This is a genomic window from Bacillus sp. YH3-2-B2 (genome assembly GCF_053663335.1).
On the sequence record NZ_JBSJQE010000001.1, the window covers coordinates 670460 to 692365 of the forward strand.

Below are 21906 nucleotides of genomic sequence, written 5' to 3' on the forward strand. Positions count from 1 at the left end.
ACCTTTTAAAGAAAGTCCAGAGAGGCTTGGAAGGGTTATAACGGGAAGAAGCTGTACGGCTCTTCTCTCTTTAACCGCACCCCGAGTCTATAGACCGGGGTGTTTTTTACGGCCTTCAAGCGGAAACGGAGGAGAAAAAACATGAATCATTTAACGGCGATGTCTGAACTGAGCGCGGCTGAAATTACAGAACTGCTGCGAGAGGCAAAAGCGATAAAAGAGGGTGCAGTCCGTCCCGATCTCGCGGGAAAATTCGTTGCGAATCTGTTTTTTGAACCGAGCACGAGAACGCGGTTCAGCTTTGAAGTGGCGGAAAAGAAACTCGGGATGAACGTGCTCAGCTTAGACGGCACGAGCACAAGCGTTCAAAAAGGCGAGTCCTTATACGACACGGTCAAAACACTGGAATCAATCGGAGCGGACGCCTGCGTCATAAGGCACAGCACGGATGAATATTACAAAGATCTGACCGGCAGAGTCAATATTCCGATTTTAAACGCCGGCGACGGCTGCGGCCAGCACCCGACTCAGTCATTGCTCGATTTAATGACGATTCAAGAGGAATTTGAGACCTTTCAGGGCCTGACGGTTTCCATTCATGGCGATATCAAACACAGCAGGGTGGCAAGGTCAAATGCCGAGGTGCTGACAAGGCTCGGCGCACGTGTGCTGTTTTCTGGTCCGCCGCAGTGGCAGGATGAGAAAAACGCCTTCGGCACCTGTGTTCAGACGGATGAAGCCATACAAGCTTCAGATGTCGTCATGCTGCTCCGCATCCAAAATGAAAGGCATCAGACAGAAGCCGACCAAAAAGGCTACCTGGAAGCATACGGGCTGACCGCAAAGCGGGCGGAGAGCATGAAGCGGCATGCCATCATCATGCATCCCGCACCGGTGAACAGAGGAGTCGAAATTGACACAACATTAGTGGAATGCGGAAAATCAAGAATCTTTAAACAAATGGAAAATGGTGTGTATATCAGAATGGCGGTCTTAAAAAGAGCACTGCAAACCAATGTGAAAAGGGGAGAAGCGGCTTATGTCTTATCTCATTAAAAACGGCTGGATATTAAATGAACAGGGAGAAAAAGCGGTACAGGATATCCGGGTAACGGGTGAATTCATTTCGGAAACCGGGCTTCTGACAGCGAAAGACGGAGAAACGGTGATCGACGCTGAGGGACTGTTCGTTTCACCTGGGCTCGTAGACCTTCATGTCCACTTCAGAGAACCGGGCGGGGAGAAAAAAGAAACCATTGAGACGGGCTCTAAAGCCGCGGCGCGGGGCGGCTTTACCACAGTCGCCGCCATGCCGAATACAAGGCCCGTGCCGGATACGAAAGAGCAGATGGAATGGCTGCAAAACAGGATCAAAGAAACCTCATCTGTCAGGGTCCTTCCTTACGCATCGATTACGATCAGACAAACCGGGGAAGAAATGACAGATTTTGAGGCGCTTCATGAAGCGGGCGCATTCGCCTTCACCGATGACGGCGTCGGCGTTCAGACGGCCGGAATGATGTATGAAGCCATGAAACGGGCGGCTTCAATAAATAAAGCGATTGTCGCTCATTGTGAGGATAACTCACTGATTTACGGCGGAAGCGTGCATGAAGGATCTTTTTCAAAAGCGAACGGCCTGAACGGCATACCTTCCATTTGTGAAGCGGTACATATTGCCCGTGACGTCCTGCTGGCGGAAGCGGCGGGCTGCCATTACCACGTGTGTCATATCAGCACGAAAGAATCCGTCAGAGCCGTAAGAGACGCAAAAAAAGCGGGAATCCGCGTGACGGCGGAAGTATCGCCGCACCACCTGCTGCTTTGTGACGAAGATATCCCGGGACTTGATACCAATTTTAAGATGAATCCGCCGCTTCGCAGCAAAGAGGACAGAGAGGCGCTGATTGAAGGGCTTTTAGACGGTACGATTGATTTCATCGCCACTGACCATGCGCCGCATACAGAAGAAGAGAAAAACACGGACATGAAGCTTGCGCCTTTCGGTATCGTCGGTTTAGAAACTGCCTTTCCGCTTCTGTACACACATTTTGTGAAAAACGGGGCGTGGACGCTGAAGCAGCTGGTTGATTTCATGACGGTAAAACCTTGCGAGGCATTCGGTCTTCCGTACGGAACGCTTGCACCGGGGGCGCCGGCTGACATCACCCTGATTGATCTGGAAAAAGAAGCGGCCATTGACAAAGATACATTTTTATCTAAAGGAAAAAATACGCCATTCAACAAGATGAAGTGCTTCGGCTGGCCTGTTGCAACGATGGCTGCCGGTAAACTTGCATACGAAGAAGGGAGACTCGTCAAATGAAAAGAAGACTAGTGCTGGAAAATGGAGCGGTATTTGAGGGTGAAGCATTCGGGAGCCTGGAGCATACTGCGGGTGAAGTCGTATTCAACACGGGAATGACCGGTTATCAGGAAATTTTATCAGACCCGTCTTACTGCGGGCAGATCGTGACGCTGACGTATCCGCTGATCGGCAACTACGGAATTAACAGAGATGACTTTGAATCCATCACTCCTTTTGTAAAAGGGCTGATCGTAAAAGAACTGTGCGAGCTGCCTTCCAACTGGCGTTCGGCTTACACGCTTGACGAGTATCTGAAAATGAAAAATATCCCCGGCTTACAAGGGATCGACACGCGAAAACTCACCAGAATGATCCGCACGGCCGGCGCATTAAAAGGAACGTTTGCTTCAAGTGAGGAGAATGTCGGAGAGGTTCTTGCAAGGCTGAAAGAAACGGAACTGCCGAGAAATCAAGTCGCTCAAGTATCGGCGAAAACGGCATATCCGAGTCCGGGCCGCGGCAAACGCATCGTGCTCGTCGATTTCGGTATGAAGCACGGCATTTTAAGAGAGTTAAACAAAAGAAAATGCGATGTCATCGTTGTACCGTACAATGTAACGGCGGAAGAAGTGCTTCAGCTCAAGCCGGACGGCATCATGCTTTCTAACGGACCCGGAGATCCGAAAGATGTGCCGGAAGCCATTGAAATGATAAAAGGCATACTCGGGAAGGTGCCGTTATTCGGAATCTGCCTCGGCCACCAATTATTTGCGCTGGCATCGGGAGCGGAGACGGAAAAAATGAAATTTGGACACAGGGGTTCCAATCATCCGGTTAAAGAGCTTGCGACAGGGAAAGTCGCTTTAACAGCCCAAAACCACGGATATACAGTTTCTTCAATAGATGAAACAGAGCTTGAAGTGACGCACATTGCGATCAATGATCAAACGATCGAAGGACTCAAGCATAAAACATTGCCGGCATTTACGGTTCAGTACCACCCTGAAGCTTCACCGGGGCCGGAAGACGCCAATCACTTATTTGACAGATTCATTGACTTGATCGAAACAACTGAGAAAGAAGGGGAAGCGGTATGCCAAAACGCGTAGATATTAAAAAGATTTTAGTGATCGGATCAGGCCCGATTATTATCGGACAGGCGGCGGAATTTGATTATGCGGGCACACAGGCGTGTCTCGCTTTAAAGGAAGAAGGCTATGAAGTCATTCTCGTCAACTCGAATCCGGCAACGATTATGACGGATACGGAAATGGCTGATCGGGTATACATAGAACCGCTGACGCCGGAGTTTCTCACGCGTATTATCAGAAAAGAACGGCCGGACGCCATCCTGCCGACTCTGGGAGGACAGACCGGACTGAATCTTGCCGTCGAGCTGTCTGAACTCGGGGTTCTTGAGGAATGCGGAGTGGAAGTGCTCGGCACAAAGCTGTCTGCCATCCAGCAGGCGGAAGACCGCGACTTATTCCGTACGCTGATGAATGAGCTGAATGAACCGGTGCCGGAAAGTGAGATCATCCGCACTTTACAGGAAGCTGAGGAATTTGTCGGCCGGATCGGGTTTCCGGTTATCGTGCGCCCCGCTTACACATTAGGCGGAACGGGCGGCGGCATCTGCTCGAATGAAGCGGAACTGAAAGAGATCGTCGAAAACGGATTAAAGCTCAGCCCCGTCCATCAGTGCCTTCTGGAAAAAAGCATCGCCGGTTACAAAGAGATCGAATATGAAGTCATGAGAGACAGCAGAGATCACGCGATCGTCGTCTGCAATATGGAAAATATCGATCCGGTCGGCATCCATACGGGCGACAGCATCGTCGTTGCCCCGAGCCAGACTTTGAGCGACCGGGAATATCAGCTTTTGCGCAATGTTTCATTAAAGCTGATCCGCGCGCTCGGCATTGAAGGCGGCTGTAATGTTCAGCTCGCGCTCGATCCCGACAGCTTCCAATACTACATTATCGAAGTGAATCCGCGGGTGAGCCGCTCATCTGCCCTCGCTTCAAAAGCGACGGGTTACCCGATCGCAAAGCTTGCGGCGAAAATCGCAGTCGGGCTTTCTCTTGATGAAATGATGAATCCCGTAACGGGAAAAACATATGCGGCTTTTGAGCCCGCGCTTGACTATGTCGTTTCTAAAATCCCGCGCTGGCCGTTCGACAAATTTGAGTCGGCAAACCGCAGGCTCGGGACGCAAATGAAAGCCACCGGAGAGGTCATGGCCATCGGACGCACCCTTGAAGAATCGCTGTTAAAGGCGGTCCGCTCACTGGAAGCCGATGTCTATCACCTGGAACTGAAGGATGCGGAAGAGATTTCTGACGGGCTTTTGGAAAAACGGATCAGAAAGGCCGGAGATGAACGGCTGTTTTATCTCGCAGAAGCGTTCAGAAGAGGCTACACAGTGGAGCAGCTTCATGAGTTTTCCGCAATTGACGTATTCTTTTTGCACAAGCTCTGTAAGCTGGTCGCTTTTGAAACCGAGCTGAAAGCGGAAAAAGGCAGCCTCGCCGTCCTGCAGACAGCGAAGGAACTCGGTTTCTCCGACAAATATATCAGCCGGGAATGGAATATGCCGGAACAAGAGCTGTATCAAATGCGAAAAGAAGCAGCCATCAAGCCTGTATATAAAATGGTGGATACATGCGCGGCGGAATTCGAATCAGAAACCCCGTATTTTTACAGCACATATGAGGAAGAAAATGAGTCTGAGGTAACATCAAGAAAAAGCGTCGTCGTCCTCGGCTCCGGCCCGATCCGCATCGGACAGGGCGTCGAATTTGACTATGCGACCGTTCATTCTGTCTGGGCCATCAAGCAGGCAGGCTATGAAGCGATTATTATCAACAACAACCCTGAGACGGTGTCCACTGATTTCAGCATATCAGACAAACTGTATTTTGAACCGCTGACGGTAGAAGATGTCATGCACATCATCGATTTGGAACAGCCGGAAGGCGTTGTTGTCCAATTCGGCGGCCAGACGGCGATCAACCTTGCGGAAGAATTGAGCGCCCGCGGCGTCAAAATTCTCGGTACATCACTTGAAGATTTAGACCGTGCGGAAGACCGGGATAAGTTCGAGCAGGCGCTTGAGGCGCTGAATGTGCCGCAGCCGCTCGGAAAAACCGCCGTGTCGGTGAACGAAGCGGTCAAAATCGCTGCATCCATCGGCTATCCGGTACTTGTCCGCCCTTCGTATGTGCTCGGCGGCCGGGCGATGGAAATCGTCTATCACGAAGAAGAGCTGCTTCACTATATGAAAAATGCGGTCAAAATCAACCCGCAGCATCCGGTGTTAATCGACCGTTATCTGACGGGGAAAGAAATCGAAGTCGATGCCGTATCTGACGGCGAAACAGTCGTTATTCCGGGAATTATGGAGCATATCGAGCGGGCCGGCGTCCATTCAGGGGATTCAATCGCCGTCTATCCGCCTCAGTCTTTAAGCGGAGACATTAAGAAAAAAATCGAACAATACACTGTAGCCTTGGCAAAAGGCCTTAACATCATCGGATTGCTGAACATCCAGTTCGTACTGTCGCAAGGTGAGGTGTATGTGCTTGAGGTAAATCCGCGGTCAAGCAGAACCGTGCCGTTCTTAAGCAAAATCACTAAGATTCCGATGGCGAATCTGGCGACAAAGGTCATTCTCGGCCAAAAGCTTGCTGATTTCGGCTATCAAGAGGGGCTGCAGCCTGAACAGCAGGGGGTATTCGTGAAAGCGCCTGTCTTCTCATTCGCGAAGCTGAGAAGAGTGGATATTACGTTAGGCCCTGAAATGAAGTCGACGGGAGAGGTCATGGGCAAAGATTCAACCTTGGAAAAAGCGCTCTATAAAGCGCTGATTGCCTCTGGCATTCAAATCCCGAACTACGGCTCAGTGCTGTTGACCGTTGCTGATAAAGATAAAGAAGAAGGACTGCTGATCGCCAAGCGGTTCCACGCCATCGGCTATAAAATCTTGGCGACGGAAGGAACGGCGGCTTATTTGAAAGACGCTCAGATTCCGGCTCAAGTCGTCGGGAAAATCGGCGAAGAAGGGAAAAATCTGCTCGATGTGATCAGAAACGGCGAAGCGCAATTTGTCATCAATACGCTGACAAAGGGCAAACAGCCGGCCAGAGACGGCTTCAGAATCCGCCGCGAATCCGTTGAGAACGGAGTCGCCTGCCTGACATCTTTAGATACGGCCGAAGCCATTTTGCGGGTATTGGAAAGCATGACATTCCGGGCGGATCATATGCCTGCATCCGAAACCAATCAAAAGGCGGCAGTCACGATATGAAAAAAGCGCATTTGACTGTTCAATCCAACTTAGAAATTGCCGACCGGATTTATAAGATGGTGCTGAAAGGAGAGCTTGTCCGGCACCTTACCGAGCCGGGTCAATTTCTTCATCTGAAGGTGAGTGACGCGGTCACGCCGCTATTAAGAAGACCGCTCAGCATTGCGGACGTCAATTTCGCCGCGGATGAAGTATCCGTTATCTACAGAGCTGACGGTGAGGGAACGCGTCTTTTGTCCGGGAAAAAAGCGGGCGGCAGGATAGACGTTCTCGGCCCTCTCGGCAACGGATTTCCCGTCCGGCGGATTGAACCCGGCAAAACCGCGCTGTTAGTCGGAGGCGGAGTGGGGGTTCCGCCTTTGCAGGAACTGTCAAAGCGCCTGACGGAAAAAGGCGTAAACGTCATTCATGTGCTTGGATTTCAATCAGCAAAGGATGTTTTTTACGAACAGGAATGCCGTGCGTACGGAGACACTTATGTGGCGACGGCTGACGGAACATATGGAGAGAAAGGGTTTGTCACCGATATCATCCGTGAAAAGCAGCTCGAATTCGATGTCCTGCTAAGCTGCGGACCGACACCGATGCTGAAAGCTCTGAAGCAGCAGTACGGCCATAAAGAGGTTTACCTTTCGATGGAAGAGCGGATGGGCTGCGGCATCGGGGCCTGCTTCGCCTGCGTGTGCCGCACGGGTGAAAGCGATACATCCTATGTAAAGGTCTGCCTGGACGGGCCGGTATTTAAAGCTGAGGAGGTGGCGCTGTAATGTTAGAGGTGAATCTGCCGGGTCTCCAATTGAAAAACCCGATCATCCCCGCTTCCGGATGTTTCGGTTTCGGGAAAGAATATGCCGGATTTTACGATTTATCATGCCTCGGAGGCATTATGATTAAAGCAACGACGAACGAAGCCCGCTTCGGAAATCCGACACCGAGAGTGGCGGAGACAAGCGCGGGAATGCTGAATGCCATCGGACTGCAAAATCCCGGCCTTGAGCATGTGCTCAATCATGAGCTGCCTTGGCTCGAACAATTTGACACGCCGATTATCGCAAATGTCGCCGGTTCTCAGGTGGACGACTATAAAGAAGTGGCCGAGCACATCAGCCAAGCGCCGAATGTGCATGCGCTTGAGCTTAACATTTCATGTCCGAATGTCAAAACGGGGGGGATTGCTTTTGGTACTGATCCCGTCATGGCGGCCGAACTGACAAAAGCGGTGAAAGAAGTTTCCGCAGTGCCTGTGTATGTGAAGCTTTCGCCTAATGTCGCAAACATAACCGAAATTGCCAAAGCGATTGAAGCGGCCGGTGCTGACGGTCTGACGATGATTAATACACTCATCGGGATGAGGCTCGATCTCAAGACCGGACGGCCGATTTTAGCAAATAAAACGGGCGGACTGTCAGGCCCGGCGATCAAACCGGTCGCCATCCGGATGGTATACGAAGTCAGCCAGGCCGTTCAAATTCCGATTATCGGGATGGGCGGCGTTCAGACTGCAGAGGATGCATTAGAATTTCTTCTTGCGGGAGCGAGTGCGGTTGCCGTCGGCACGGCGAACTTCGTCAATCCGTTCGTCTGCCCGGAAATCATAGAACAGCTCCCCCGTGTGCTGCGCCAACACGGCTTTCAATCTGTAAGTGAATGCATCGGAAGGAGCTGGAAACATGAAAAACAACCTGCCCATCATCGCGCTTGATTTTGCATCAGGGGAAGAGACTTTAACGTTTTTAGACTTGTTTGAAAAGGAAAGGCTTTTTGTCAAAACGGGGATGGAACTTTTTTATCAGGAAGGCCCCGCCATCATTCACCAATTAAAAGAACGGAACTGTGATATATTTTTAGATTTAAAGCTTCATGATATCCCGACTACGGTCAATAAAGCGATGAGGCGGCTTGCCGGTCTCGGCGTTGATCTCGTCAATGTGCATGCGGCAGGGGGCGCACGCATGATGCGCGCGGCCCTAGAGGGGCTTGAAGAAGGCACGCCGGCAGGCAGAAAACGCCCGTCTTTAATCGCGGTGACTCAGCTGACCAGCACTTCAGAGCAGGTGGCGAAGGAAGAGCTTCTGCTGCAAAAGCCGCTGTTAGAAACGGTTGTGCACTACGGCAAAATGGCGGAAGAGTGCGGGCTGGACGGAGTGGTATGTTCGGTCCATGAAACAAAAGCCATTTATGAAGCGGTCCGGCCTTCATTTCTGACAGTCACGCCGGGCATCCGCACGGCCAGTGACGCAGCTGACGATCAAGTCCGGACGGCGACTCCGTCATTTGCGAAAGAAAACGGTTCGTCAGCCATCGTCGTGGGCCGCTCAATTACAAAAGCGGAAAACCCCGTTAAAGCATATGAAGCAATTAAACTGGAATGGGAGGGCGTTCGCCGATGAAACAGGCTATCGCAAAACATCTATTACACATTGAAGCTGTCTTTTTACGTCCGAATGAGCCGTTTACGTGGGCGAGCGGCATTTTATCACCGATCTATTGTGACAACCGTCTGACATTGTCGTATCCAAAAGTGAGAAATGATGTGGCGGACGGGCTCGGCAAACTGCTGAAGGAGCATTTCCCCGAGGCGGAGATGATCGCGGGCACTGCAACGGCGGGCATTCCGCATGCTGCGCTTCTCGCAGACCGTACAGGCGCGCCGATGTGCTACGTCAGAAGCAAACCGAAAGCGCACGGCAAAGGAAATCAAATAGAAGGCGCCATTAAGAAAGGACAAAAAACAGTCGTGATTGAAGACTTGATTTCTACCGGAGGCAGCGTGCTTGAAGCTGCGGCGGCCCTTCAAAGAGAGGGCGCGGAAGTCCTCGGCGTCATTTCCATTTTTACATACGGACTGCCGAAAGCAAAAGAAGCCTTTAAAAAAGCGGGTCTTCCTTATTACTCGTTAACCGATTATGACACGCTGATTGAAGTCGCGCTTGAAAACGGAACGATTCATTCAGCTGACATTGAAAAACTGAAATCATGGAAACTGAATCCCGAGTCAAAAGATTGGTTTAAAAAATAATGACAATAAAAACAGGCCTCAGGGCCTGTTTTATTATTCCTATCAAAAAACTCGGGTTGACTTCTGTTAGAATTGTGCTAAAATTTAGTACAAATCTAAAAAGCTTATCAAGAGCGGCTGAGGGACTGGACCGATGACGCCCGGCAACCTGCGTGTATTGCAAGGTGCCGCATCCAGAAAAATGCACAGCATTTTGAAGATAAGGGCTATACCGGGTCACTGTCTTTCATTCCGCTGGATTGAAAGTTTTTTATATAAAAAAAGATTGAGGGATAAGACAACCGGCAGAGAACAACAGCTGTTTGATTGTCTCCGGGAGGAGGAAAGAAAAAATGCTAACGTATGACACATGGGAAGAGCCGGCGATTACATTTCCGGAAGACGATTCCTATAAAGGCGCGCTGTCCGTTTTAAAATGGGCATACGGCCACTACGGAGACCAGCTTGTTTACGCGTGCAGCTTCGGGATTGAGGGCATCGTCCTGATCGATTTAATTTCTAAAGTAAAGAAAGACGCGGAAATCGTGTTTCTCGATACGGGTCTTCACTTTAAAGAAACATATGAAACGATCGAAAAAGTGAAAGAACGTTACCCGGGGCTGAACATTATCCTGAAAAAGCCCAGCCTTACTCTCGAGGAACAGGCCGAGGCTCACGGAGATAAACTGTGGGAAAGAGAACCGAACCAGTGCTGCTACATCAGAAAAATTCTGCCGTTAAGAGAAGCACTCGCAGGGCATCCGGCATGGCTGTCCGGCCTTCGCCGAGATCAAGGGCCGAGCCGGGCGAATACGAATTTCCTGAATAAAGACGACAAGTTTCAATCGATTAAAGTATGCCCGCTGATCCATTGGACATGGAAAGACATCTGGAGATATACTTCCAAGCATGAGCTGGATTACAATATCCTCCATGATCAGGGGTATCCGAGCATCGGCTGTGAACCGTGCACTTCACCTGCGTTTACCGCGGAAGATTTGCGGAGCGGCAGATGGAACGGCATGGCGAAAACAGAATGCGGACTGCATGAATAAAGGAGCTGCCCGATGGAATTAGCCGCTATTTTATTCTGCCTGTTTTTTGCCATGAATATCGGAGCCAGCGGAGCCGCGGCATCAATGGGAGTCGCTTACGGGTCCGGCGCCGTTAAAAAGAAAACGTATGCGCTGATCATCTGCGCGGCCGGAGTCCTGTCAGGGGCGGTTATCGGCGGCGGTGAAGTCGTTAAGACGATCAGCGGCGGAATCATTCCCGAAAAAACCATTACGCTCACCATTGTCTGCATTATAATCGGAGCGGCGGCGCTATCGTTATTCACGGCGAATGTGCTCGGCATTCCGCTGTCGACGAGTGAGGTCACTGTCGGGGCGATTGTCGGTGTCGGCGTCGCGTACAAAGTATTGTTTTTACAGCATCTTTTGGTCATCGTGATTTTTTGGGTGCTCGTACCGTTCGTCGCGTTCTGTTTCACCTTTCTCGTATCGAAGGTATTCAGTTCTCTGAATATTCGAGTCATTTCGAAACGGAAACAGAAGATTTTAGGGATTGTGCTGCTTTTTGCGGGGTTTTGGGAAGCTTTTTCAGCCGGAATGAACAATGTCGCAAATGCGGTGGGCCCTTTGGTGGCTGCGGGCGTACTCAGCGTGTCAAAAGGAACGCTGTACGGAGGCATCTTTGTCGCTCTCGGCGCTCTGCTTTTAGGACGTAAAGTGCTTGAAACCAACGGGAAAAAGATTACGAGATTTTCAGCCGGAGAAGGCATACTGCTTTCAGGAACCGGCGCGGGGCTTGTCATTATCAGTTCCGTCTTCGGTCTGCCGGTCCCATTGGCGCAAGTCACATCATCATCAATTATCGGTATCGGAATGGCCAAAAACGGGCCGAACGTTTTTCATAAAGAAGTCGTGAAAACGATGCTCAAAGTTTGGGTCGTTTCGCCGTTTTTGTCACTGTCGATTTCGTATCTGCTTGTCTCCCTGCTGTTAAAAGGAGATTACTATTCCATCTTTATGATGGCCAGCGTGCTTTTGGCAGCTGGCGGAGCCGCCAGTCTGATGAAAGCCATCCGAAAAGAGAAACGCTCTGTCCATGAACAAGGCGGGGGCATTTAACTATTAATCTGAGTTTATTTATCTGTTAACTGGGAGGAATCATGTATTATGAGTTTAGCACCGCACGGAGGAACATTAATTAATCGGGTGAATGAGCAGTATGATCTTACACCCGTCCACAAAGAAATTGAGCTTGATTTGATTTCGTTCGCTGATTTAGAGCTGATCGGAATCGGGGGGTACAGCCCGATTGAAGGATTTTTCACAGAAAAAGATTACGTGTCAGTCGTTGAAAATATGCGTCTGGCATCAGGGGTTGTCTGGTCCCTGCCGATCACGCTTCCGGTCGATTCAGAAAAAGCGGCTGAGCTTGCCGTCGGCGACACGGTGAAACTGACTTACGGCGGAGAAACATACGGTGTCGTCGACATCGAAGATATTTATACGCCGGATAAACAAAAAGAAGCCGTTCACGTATATAAAACCAATGATGCCGCGCATCCGGGCGTGAAAAAATTATTTTCACGCGGCGATACGTATGTCGGCGGGCCGATCACATTAATTAAAAAAGCGTCAAAGCAGTTTCCTGAGTTTACATTTGAACCTGCCGATACAAGACGAAGCTTCGAAGAAAAGGGCTGGAAAACCATCGTCGGTTTCCAAACGAGAAATCCGGTCCACCGCGCCCACGAATATATCCAAAAAACCGCGCTTGAGACGGTTGACTGCCTGTTTTTGAACCCGCTCGTCGGTGAAACAAAATCAGATGACATTCCGGCGGATGTCAGAATGGAAAGCTACCAAGTGCTTCTCGATCATTATTATCCGAAAGACCGCGTTTTCCTCGGCGTGTTTTTGGCGGCTATGCGGTATGCGGGGCCGAGAGAAGCCATTTTCCACGCGCTTGTCCGCAAAAACTACGGCTGCACGCATTTTATTGTCGGCCGCGATCATGCCGGCGTCGGTGATTACTACGGCACATATGAAGCGCAAGAGCTGTTTGATCAATTTACAGCGGATGAACTCGGGATTACACCGATGAAATTCGAGCACAGCTTCTTCTGCCAGAAATGCGGCAACATGGGAACGGCCAAAACATGCCCTCATGACAGAGAAGACCACGTCATTCTGTCAGGAACAAAGGTCAGAGAAATGCTGCGAAGCGGCGTCATGCCGCCGGCGGAATTCAGCCGTCCTGAAGTTGTCGAGGTGTTGATTAAAGGGCTGAAAACGAAAGAAGAAGCAGGCGTTTCTTAAGGAGGAAAATAGAGTGACAAATCGTGATATCGTATGGCATGAAGCCTCAATAACGAAAGAAGAATACCAGCAGAAAAACAAGCATAAAAGCTCTATCCTCTGGTTGACGGGCTTAAGCGGTTCAGGGAAATCCACAATTGCAAACGCCGCAGCGCGCGAGTTGTTTGAACAGGGCTATCAAGTCATTGTGCTTGATGGTGATAACATCCGCCACGGCTTAAACAAGGACTTAGGTTTTTCCGATGATGACCGCAAGGAAAATATACGCCGCATCGGGGAAGTGGCGAAGCTTTTCGTTCAGCAGGGAACCATCGTCATCACGGCTTTTATTTCTCCGTTCCGTGAGGACAGAGATCAGGTGAGAGAGCTTGTGGCAGAGGGCGAATTTAATGAAATCTACGTGAAATGCGACCTCGATATATGTGAAAAGCGCGATCCGAAAGGTTTATATAAAAAAGCAAGAAATGGTGAAATTCCGTTCTTTACGGGGATCGACTCACCGTATGAAGAGCCGAAAGCGCCTGAGCTCGTACTTGATTCAGGCAAATTTGAACGTGAAGAATGCACCGGAAGACTGGTTGACTTTGTGAAAAACAGCTTAGCATAATAGGTCCAAAAAGGCCGCGCAATCAGCCGGATATCCCCCGCAATGGCGGGATATGGTAAAATAGCTGAAGTGCGGCCTCGCGGCTGTTCTGGGAAGATTTCAAAACGGATCGGGGAGACATGTTATGGGGAAAGTATTTATCGTTGGAGCCGGTCCGGGAGATCCGGACTTATTAACGGTGAAGGCAATGAAAGCCATACAGAAAGCGGACGTTATATTATATGACAGATTGGTAAGCAAAGAGATTTTACAGTACGCCGGAGAAGAAGCGGATCTGATTTACTGCGGCAAGCTCCCGGATTTTCACATTATGAAACAGGATACGATCAACCGTTTCCTTGTGAAGTATGCGAAAAAGGGGAAAACTGTTGTAAGGCTCAAGGGGGGCGACCCGTTTGTTTTCGGCCGCGGAGGCGAAGAAGCGGAGGCTCTCGCACAAAACGCCATTCCGTTTGAGATCGTTCCCGGCATTACATCAGGAATCGCGGCTGCTGCTTATGCCGGCATTCCGGTGACGCACAGAGAGGCGAGCTCCAATGTTGCATTCGTTACGGGGCATTATAAACAAGAAGACGACTTTGAAGAAAAATGGAAAGCGCTGGCGACGGGCATTGATACGCTGGTGATTTATATGGGAATTAAAAATATCCGGCAGATTGAAAGAATGCTGCTGGAAAACGGCAGAGACGGCGGCACTCCGGCAGCCTTTATTCATTGGGGAACGACGGACAGGCAAAAAACAGTCGTCTGCACCGTCGGCACGCTTTCAGATACAGTGATAAAAGAAGAAATCAAAAACCCGAGCTTAATTGTTATCGGTGATGTCGTCAATTATCACTGCAAACTGGACTGGTATGCATCTGAACAGAAAAATCCGGATTTGAGCGAGGCGTTGTAAATGAAGCAGGCGATTTTATATATCGGGCACGGTAGCAGGCTGAAAAAAGCGCAGACAGAGTCGGCGGTGTTTTTAAAAGGGTGTATGCCGCACGCTGACGCTCCCATTCAGGAAATCTGTTTTTTAGAACTGCAGGAACCGTCTATTGAAGCGGGATTTGAAGCTTGTGTCAGACAAGGCGCCACTCATATTGCGGCCGTGCCTTTGCTGCTGTTGACCGCTGCCCACGCAAAACATGACATTCCGGCTGAAATCGCCCGTGCGGCGGCCCTGCATCCCGATATAAAAGTGACATATGGTGTTCCGATCGGAGTGGACGATGAAGTCGTAAAAGCCGTGCATCATCGCATTGAAGGTACCGGAGTGCCCATTGAGCAGGCGAAAGTGGTGCTGATCGGAAGAGGAAGCACAGATCCGGCCGTTAAAAACGCAGTCAGTGAGATTGCCGGAAAACTTGAGGCGATTACACCTGTTAAAGAAGTCATCCCTTGTTTTTTAACAGCATGTGACCCGCACTATAAAGAAGTGTTTGCCGGCCTTGAAGAGGATGACGGAGCACCCGTTTTTATCGTTCCATATCTTCTGTTTACCGGGCTTTTAATGACTGAGATTGAACGGGAAGTTCAAAAGCTTCAAACGATCAATCAAAATGTTCATCTCGCATCATACTTAGGTTTTCACCCGCATATTAAGCAGGTGTTTTTGAACCGTGTGACAGAAGCTGTCCGAAACCCCGGCGGTCAGTTTGATTTTAAGGGGGGACAGTATGCTGCCTCTGCACATTAATTTAAGCGGAAAAAGAATTATCATCGCGGGCGGAGGCAATGTTGCCTTAAGAAGGCTCAAAACAGTGCTTCCGGAAGGCGCGGATATTACTGTAATCAGTCCCGATGCCCTGCCTGAAATTAAACAGCTGGCAGATGAAGGACGTATCCGCTGGGTTTCCCGTAAAATTGAAATGAAGGATCTCGCGCCCGCTTTTTTCATCATTGCCGCGACAAATGACCGCAGCGTGAATCGGGAGATAGCCGCGGGCGCTTCTGAAACGCAGCTGGTCAATTGTGTAAGCGAGGCTGAACGGGGCAGCGTGTATATGCCGAAGATCATCCGCAAAGGGCGCATTCAAGTATCCGTATCAACAAGCGGCGCAAGCCCGGCACATACGAAAAGACTGGCTGAGGACATAAAGCCTCTCATTACTGCTGATTTGGCTGAAGAAGTGGATCAATTATTTGAGAAAAGAAGAAGATCATAAAAAATCACCTTGTCTGTCATCAGGCAGGGTGTTTTTTATACTGTCCTGACAGTCCGCCGAATGTGAAAAATTCAAAACGAAAGCGGTCAGGATTGCGAAGTGATGCGGAATATGTATGTGATCCCGATGCCCCCTGAATTCCGCCCGCATACAAAGGAAAGGTCAGAGACCCGCCCGGATGTGCTCAGGTTCGGCGAGGGAAGGTGAAAGTATCCGCCGCCAAATCAGGTGTGACTGTTTTAATCACAGACGGCCCGGCGGATCAGGCAGACATGACGGGAAACTGATCAGATATTGTAAAGATGATTCTGACGGCTGGGAGAGTTTCGTCTCCGTTTATACGTAATAAAAAACACCTCCAAGCTGAGCGCGGGTTTCAGCTTGGAGGTGCGTTTATTTTTTCAGCCGTATGACAAGGTCGGCATCAGGTGTGACAAATACGGTATGCTGGCTGTCATAGGTGACAAATCCGGGCTTTGCGCCGTTTGGCTTTTTCACGTGTCTGATTTTTGTATAATCAACCGGAACGGAGCCGGAATCTTTCGCTTTGGAAAAATAAGCGGCGATCGCAGCGGCCTCCAGTATGGATTGTTCATCCGGATCGCTGCTTTTAATCACAACGTGGGAACCCGGAATGTCTTTCGTGTGGAACCATAAATCATCCCTTGCGGCAGCTTTTGTCGTTAAGTACTCATTTTGTTTATTGTTTTTGCCGACAAGAATCGTCAATCCCCGTGAAGATTCATATTGCTCCAAAACAGGAACGTGCTGCTTCTGTTTTTTCTGTCCTCTCTGCTGTTTCGGCCGCAGATATTTGCCTTCCACAAGCTCTTCCCTTATTTCGTGAATATCCTTTGTGGAGGCGGAGGAGAGCTGCTGGATCAGCTGATCGAAATAAGCGATTTCCTCCTCGGCCAGACGGATCTGTTCTTTTACCACCTCGACGGAATTCTTCGCCTTTTGATACTTTGTAAAATACATCTGCGCGTTTTCTGACGGTGTTTTGTTCGGATTTAAAGGGATGGTCACCGTCTTACTTTCTTCATCATAATAATTGATGACTTCCGCTTCTTTGTCACCTTTTTTCAGCATATACAAATTCGCCGTCAGCAGTTCGCCGTATAGCTGGAATTCCTTCGCATTCTCTGAGTAGTCGAGCGTCTTTTCCAGCTTTTTTATCTTATTGGCGTTCTTTTTCCGTTCATTTGCGACAAACCGCTCGAGATCCTGCGCCTGCTGTTTGACGCGGTCGCGTTCCGCTTTGCCGAAATAAAACCGGTCCAACAGCTCACTCAGTGAGTGAAAGGTGCGCTCCTCTCCGTTTACATGTGTGAGAGACAGGAGATAAAAGTATTCCTTTCCGCCGGCTGTCGTAATGTTCGGTGTAAACCTGCAATCTTTCACGGCATGGAACATTTCAAGCAGCGTCTTCGGCAGCGTTATTTTGTTAGCGAGACCCGCTCTGTGAACGGCTTCTTTTGCAAACAGCGGAGAAACACCGGAGAAATGTCTGACGATCTGCTGGTCAAGCCGTCCTTCCTGAAAACTGAGATAACGCAAAACGTCCTCTTCATCCGCGGCAAGCGGCGAAATTTTTTCCTGAGCGGGAGGAAGCTTGTAATCATATCCCGGCAGAACGGTCCGGTAGCTGTTCATCGACGGAGATAAATGTTTCAGCCCGTCGATGATGGCTCCTTCTCCGTCAGTCAGAATAATATTGCTGTGCCGTCCCATAATTTCAACATACAGCGTTCTTACGGTTTCGTCGCCGATTTCATTTCTGCTTTTTATGCGGAATATCATAATCCGGTCTAATCCGGCCTGCTCTATTTTCTCAATAAATCCGCCTTCTATATGCTTTCTGAGCAGCATACAAAACATCGGCGGCTCGCTCGGATTTTCATAGGCCTGGTTTGTCATGTGCACCCGTGAATAGCTCGGGTGCGCCGACAATAATAATTTGTGGTTTTTTCCGTTGGCGCGGATATGGAATATCACATCGTGCTTAAAAGGCTGATGGACTCTCGTGATCCGGCCTCCGGCAATCCGGCTGTTTAATTCATGTGTCATTCCGTATGTAAACATGCCATCAAAAGACATATAAAACACCCTTTCCTTCTTCCTGCATTCGATAATTATAGCATGAAAAGGGGCGAGTCAGAATAAGCTTGTTTACAGAGTGACATCTCTAAAGCGAGGCAGGGGAGTGGACGAGAAGAATGAAGTTTCATGAAATGGGACAAACCGATTTGCTGAAAGCAACAAATACGTCCATTAAACAGGGGTTGACCGAAAAAGAGGTGAAAAAACGCCTTGAAAAGCACGGACCGAACGAGCTTCAGGAGGGCAAGAGGACACCGGCGATCGTCGTGTTTTTCGCCCAATTTAAAGATTTTATGGTGCTCGTGCTGCTGGCGGCGACCTTAATATCCGGGTTTTTAGGCGAATATGTAGATGCCGTAGCGATTATGGCGATTGTATTTGTCAATGGGGTTCTCGGTTTTTTTCAAGAGCGGCGTGCGGAAAAGTCTTTACATGCATTAAAAGAGCTGTCAACGCCGTATGTGTCAGCGTTGCGGGACGGGAGCTGGAAGAAAATTCAGTCCAAGGAGCTCGTTCCCGGCGATATCATGAAATTTTCAAGCGGCGACCGGATTGGCGCGGATGTGCGGATCGTTGAAGCGAAAAGCCTTGAAATTGAGGAATCGGCGCTGACCGGGGAATCAATTCCGGTGGTTAAACAAGCTGATAAACTGAGAAAGCCGGATGTTTCGTTAGGCGACATCAGCAATATGGCGTTTATGGGTACGATCGTAACGCGCGGCAGCGGTGTCGGCGTTGTCGTCGGTACAGGAATGAATACGGCAATGGGGAAAATCGCCGATATGCTGGAATCCGCCGGCAGCCTTTCAACACCGCTGCAGCGAAGACTTGAAGAGCTCGGCAAAATTTTAATTATCGTCGCGCTCCTTTTAACGGTATTGGTCGTTGCAGTCGGCGTCTTACAGGGACATGATCTTTACAGCATGTTTTTGGCCGGGGTGTCATTGGCCGTCGCCGCGATTCCGGAAGGGCTTCCCGCCATTGTTACGGTGGCATTATCAATCGGCGTCCAGCGCATGATCAAACAAAAATCAATTGTCAGAAAGCTCCCGGCGGTTGAAACATTGGGCTGCGCCTCTGTCATTTGTTCTGATAAAACCGGCACGCTGACACAAAACAAAATGACCGTCACCCATATGTGGTCAGGCGGCAAAATTTATAAAGTGTCAGGCATCGGCTATGAGCCGGAGGGCGTTTTCACCCGAGATGAGCGGGAAATCAAGCCGAAAGATGAGAAGATTCTTGAACAGATGCTGGTTTTCGGCGCGTTGTGCAACACATCTGAAATCGCACTGAAAGACGGCCGTTATGTACTCGACGGTGATCCGACAGAAGGCGCGCTACTGACGGCTGCAAGAAAGGGCGGCTATTCAAACGATTGGCTCAGCGGGCAATACCGCGTGGTTGCCGAGTTTCCGTTTGACTCCGTCCGCAAAATGATGACCGTCATTGTAGAGGATAAGGAAAAAAAGCAGTTCGTCATCACTAAAGGAGCGCCCGATGTGCTGATTGACCGCTCGTCACATCTGATGCACGGCGCAAGAAGTACGCCTTTTTCAGGAGAAAAGAAAGCAGAAACGGAAGCGGTTCTGAAAGAGCTGGCGTCGCAAGCTTTGCGTACGATCGCGATTGCTTATAAACCGCTTAAGGCCGGAGAAAAGCCGACAATGGAGCAGGCGGAAAAAAATCTGACGATGCTCGGCTTGTCAGGCATGATTGATCCGCCCCGTCCGGAGGTCAGACAGGCCATTAAAGAATGCCGTGAGGCCGGCATTAAAACGGTTATGATCACAGGGGATCACGTCGAAACGGCAAAGGCCATTGCAAAAGATTTGCGTCTTCTTCCGAAAAAGGGGCGTGTGATGGACGGCAAGACGCTGAATGAGCTTACGGACAAAGAACTTATCGAAACGGTCGATGATGTCTACGTCTTCGCACGCGTGTCACCTGAACATAAATTGAAAATCGTCAAAGCGTTTCAGGAAAACGGACACGTCGTCGCCATGACGGGAGACGGGGTTAATGACGCGCCGGCCATAAAGCAGGCAGATATCGGTGTTGCCATGGGCGTGACGGGAACGGATGTGGCAAAGGAAGCCTCTTCTCTCATTCTGGTGGATGATAACTTTGCTACGATTAAATCAGCCATAAAAGAGGGACGGAATATCTATGAAAATATAAGAAAATTCGTCCGGTATTTGCTCGCCTCCAACGTCGGTGAAATTTTAGTGATGCTGTTTGCGATGCTTCTCGCTCTGCCGCTGCCGCTCGTCCCGATTCAGATATTGTGGGTGAACTTAGTCACTGACGGGCTGCCGGCGATGGCCCTCGGTATGGATCAGCCGGAAGGAGACCTGATGAGGCGGAAGCCGCGGCATCCGAAAGAAGGAGTGTTTGCGAGAAAACTGGGCTGGAAAGTCGTATCAAGAGGGTTTTTAATCGGAGCCGCAACCATTTTTGCGTTTATCATCGTCTATCACCGCAATCCTGAAAATCTGCCCTACGCACAGACCGTTGCATTCGCGACTCTTGTCCTGGCTCAGCTTATACACGTGTTTGACTGCCGGAGCGAAACGTCTGTTTTCTCCCGGAATCCGTTTGAAAATATTTATCTGCTCGGCGCCATCATTTCTTCTGTCTTCCTGATGGTCATCGTCATCTATTATCCGCCGCTGCAGCCGATTTTCAAAACAGTGCCGATTACGCCGGGCGATTGGATGCTGATTATCGGGATGTCTGGCATACCTACTTTTTTGCTGGCGGGTTCACTTTTGACAAGAAAAAAATAATTCCATATGATATAATCTTAGGGGTAATAGCATGTCTATTGCCCTTTTATTTTGATAACGGGAAAGAATTGGGTGTTTCATATGATACGGAGTATGACAGGCTTCGGCAGCGCAAGCAGCACAAAAGGCGATCTCTCGGCAACCGTTGAATTGAAATCCGTCAATTACCGGTTCAAAGAAGTGAACGCCCGCCTGCCACGGCCTTTGCTATATGTAGAGGATAAGCTGAAACAAACGATATTGCAGCATATACAGCGCGGAAGAGTAGAGCTGTTTCTCACTGTAAACAGTGACGCGCTCATAAAAAGAAGCCTGAACATCGATTGGGAGCTCCTTGATGAATATGTGAGCGCCGCACGCGTCATGAAAGAGCGCTACAGCCTGGCCGCAGAACCCGATGCAATGGATTTCTTTAGATTTGAACACATTGCGCAGATTCACGAAGAACAGATGCGTGATGACAAGCTTGAAGAAGTCATCAGGGAAGCCGCTGAGCTGGCTGTAAAGGAACTTTGTGATATGAGGGAAAAAGAAGGCCGGCTTTTGGCGGAAGACTGCTTTCTGCACATTGAGCGGCTTGAGACGCTGTCCGAACAGGTGAAAGAGCGCGCTTCGGCCGTTGTTATTCAATACCGCGAGCGTCTTTACGCCCGAATGAAGGAATGGACGGAGGACGCGCTCGACGAAAGCAGGCTGATCACGGAATGCGCCATTTTCGCCGATCGTTCTGATATAACGGAAGAAATTACCAGATTAAAGAGCCATTTTGTTCAATTCCGTGATATATTAAAAGAAGGCGGGGCAGTCGGCCGCAAACTTGATTTCCTTGTCCAGGAGCTTAACCGGGAAGCGAACACGATCGGCTCAAAAGCCAATGATCATCAAATCACAAAGCTTGTCGTTGAAATGAAAAGTTCTATTGAAAAATTGAAGGAACAAGTGCAAAATATAGAATAGCGACTGTGCGTATTGTTTACAGACGGTCTCTTCAGGTTACACTAGAGACGTCTATTTTACAGGGGGAACGTAGAAGATGACGATTAAACTGATTAATATCGGATTTGGCAATATCATCTCCGCCAATCGGATGATTTCGATTGTCAGCCCGGAGTCTGCGCCAATAAAGCGAATGATCCAGGATGCAAGAGACCGCGGAATGCTAATAGACGCTACATACGGACGAAGAACCCGTGCAGTTGTCGTCATGGATAGTGATCACATTATCTTATCTGCCGTCCAGCCTGAGACAGTTGCACACAGACTTTCTGTGAAAGAAGAAATTATGGATGAAGGGCAGGGGTAATTGCCGC

At 49.6% G+C, this 21906-nt stretch carries 19 protein-coding genes and 1 riboswitch; of the genes, 18 read left to right on the plus strand and 1 reads right to left on the minus strand.

Going from position 1 to position 21906, the window contains the following annotated elements; genetic code table 11:
* Window positions 1–141 precede the first annotated feature (141 nt).
* From ACWJJX_RS03375 to ACWJJX_RS03445, 15 genes are all read left to right on the plus strand, one after another.
* The gene (locus ACWJJX_RS03375) at window positions 142–1056 is read left to right on the plus strand and encodes an aspartate carbamoyltransferase catalytic subunit (RefSeq protein ID WP_070081798.1); all 915 of its coding nucleotides are present in this window, start codon (window positions 142–144) and stop codon (window positions 1054–1056) included.
* Complete coding sequence (locus ACWJJX_RS03380; protein ID WP_071391857.1) at window positions 1040–2326, plus strand: dihydroorotase; 1287 nt, start codon at window positions 1040–1042, stop codon at window positions 2324–2326. Before ACWJJX_RS03375 ends, ACWJJX_RS03380 begins: the two co-directional genes overlap by 17 nt.
* Window positions 2323–3417 (plus strand): carbamoyl phosphate synthase small subunit, encoded by a 1095-nt coding sequence (locus ACWJJX_RS03385; protein ID WP_007409730.1) that lies wholly within the window; start codon window positions 2323–2325, stop codon window positions 3415–3417. The genes ACWJJX_RS03380 and ACWJJX_RS03385 overlap by 4 nt, the downstream gene beginning before the upstream one ends.
* On the plus strand, window positions 3402–6617 hold the full coding sequence (gene carB / locus ACWJJX_RS03390; RefSeq protein WP_003154382.1) for a carbamoyl-phosphate synthase (glutamine-hydrolyzing) large subunit: 3216 nt from the start codon (window positions 3402–3404) through the stop codon (window positions 6615–6617). Before ACWJJX_RS03385 ends, carB begins: the two co-directional genes overlap by 16 nt.
* On the plus strand, window positions 6614–7384 hold the full coding sequence (locus ACWJJX_RS03395) for a dihydroorotate dehydrogenase electron transfer subunit (protein ID WP_071391855.1): 771 nt from the start codon (window positions 6614–6616) through the stop codon (window positions 7382–7384). Before carB ends, ACWJJX_RS03395 begins: the two co-directional genes overlap by 4 nt.
* Window positions 7384–8319: a dihydroorotate dehydrogenase gene (locus ACWJJX_RS03400; protein ID WP_003154377.1), complete on the plus strand. Its 936-nt coding sequence runs from the start codon at window positions 7384–7386 to the stop codon at window positions 8317–8319. The genes ACWJJX_RS03395 and ACWJJX_RS03400 overlap by 1 nt, the downstream gene beginning before the upstream one ends.
* The gene (gene pyrF, locus ACWJJX_RS03405) at window positions 8288–9007 is read left to right on the plus strand and encodes an orotidine-5'-phosphate decarboxylase (protein ID WP_166706300.1); all 720 of its coding nucleotides are present in this window, start codon (window positions 8288–8290) and stop codon (window positions 9005–9007) included. The genes ACWJJX_RS03400 and pyrF overlap by 32 nt, the downstream gene beginning before the upstream one ends.
* On the plus strand, window positions 9004–9636 hold the full coding sequence (gene pyrE / locus ACWJJX_RS03410; RefSeq protein WP_007611309.1) for an orotate phosphoribosyltransferase: 633 nt from the start codon (window positions 9004–9006) through the stop codon (window positions 9634–9636). Before pyrF ends, pyrE begins: the two co-directional genes overlap by 4 nt.
* A 101-nt stretch (window positions 9637–9737) precedes the next feature.
* Window positions 9738–9842, plus strand: a riboswitch (SAM riboswitch).
* 126 nt (window positions 9843–9968) lie between these two features.
* Entirely contained in the window at window positions 9969–10670 is a 702-nt protein-coding gene (locus ACWJJX_RS03415) for a phosphoadenylyl-sulfate reductase (protein WP_003154369.1), read from the plus strand.
* A gap of 12 nt (window positions 10671–10682) precedes the next feature.
* Complete coding sequence (locus ACWJJX_RS03420) at window positions 10683–11747, plus strand: inorganic phosphate transporter (RefSeq protein ID WP_146283541.1); 1065 nt, start codon at window positions 10683–10685, stop codon at window positions 11745–11747.
* A 48-nt stretch (window positions 11748–11795) separates the two neighbouring features.
* A complete protein-coding gene (gene sat, locus ACWJJX_RS03425) occupies window positions 11796–12944 on the plus strand; it encodes a sulfate adenylyltransferase (protein WP_454022739.1) in 1149 nt (382 codons plus the stop codon).
* A 13-nt stretch (window positions 12945–12957) separates the two neighbouring features.
* Window positions 12958–13551, plus strand: coding sequence for an adenylyl-sulfate kinase (gene cysC / locus ACWJJX_RS03430; RefSeq protein ID WP_003154363.1), 594 nt, complete (start codon window positions 12958–12960; stop codon window positions 13549–13551).
* Between the two features lie 124 nt (window positions 13552–13675).
* Entirely contained in the window at window positions 13676–14449 is a 774-nt protein-coding gene (gene cobA / locus ACWJJX_RS03435; protein ID WP_077722182.1) for a uroporphyrinogen-III C-methyltransferase, read from the plus strand.
* Complete coding sequence (locus ACWJJX_RS03440; RefSeq protein WP_454022740.1) at window positions 14450–15235, plus strand: sirohydrochlorin chelatase; 786 nt, start codon at window positions 14450–14452, stop codon at window positions 15233–15235.
* A complete protein-coding gene (locus tag ACWJJX_RS03445) occupies window positions 15216–15704 on the plus strand; it encodes a precorrin-2 dehydrogenase/sirohydrochlorin ferrochelatase family protein (RefSeq protein ID WP_172614680.1) in 489 nt (162 codons plus the stop codon). The genes ACWJJX_RS03440 and ACWJJX_RS03445 overlap by 20 nt, the downstream gene beginning before the upstream one ends.
* A 393-nt stretch (window positions 15705–16097) precedes the next feature.
* On the opposite strand, the gene ACWJJX_RS03450 is transcribed toward ACWJJX_RS03445, so the two are convergent.
* The gene (locus ACWJJX_RS03450) at window positions 16098–17804 is read right to left on the minus strand and encodes an Rqc2 family fibronectin-binding protein (RefSeq protein WP_146283538.1); all 1707 of its coding nucleotides are present in this window, start codon (window positions 17802–17804) and stop codon (window positions 16098–16100) included.
* Window positions 17805–17923: 119 nt separating this feature from the next.
* Here ACWJJX_RS03450 and ACWJJX_RS03455 point away from each other — a divergent pair, with 119 nt between their 5' ends.
* From ACWJJX_RS03455 to remA, 3 genes are all read left to right on the plus strand, one after another.
* Window positions 17924–20596 carry a calcium-translocating P-type ATPase, SERCA-type gene (locus tag ACWJJX_RS03455; RefSeq protein ID WP_278071833.1) on the plus strand — a complete coding sequence of 891 codons (2673 nt, stop codon included), beginning with the start codon at window positions 17924–17926 and terminating at the stop codon, window positions 20594–20596.
* Between the two features lie 81 nt (window positions 20597–20677).
* Complete coding sequence (locus ACWJJX_RS03460; protein ID WP_032856820.1) at window positions 20678–21553, plus strand: YicC/YloC family endoribonuclease; 876 nt, start codon at window positions 20678–20680, stop codon at window positions 21551–21553.
* Between the two features lie 76 nt (window positions 21554–21629).
* Window positions 21630–21899 (plus strand): extracellular matrix/biofilm regulator RemA, encoded by a 270-nt coding sequence (remA, locus tag ACWJJX_RS03465; RefSeq protein ID WP_003154355.1) that lies wholly within the window; start codon window positions 21630–21632, stop codon window positions 21897–21899.
* Window positions 21900–21906 lie beyond the last annotated feature (7 nt).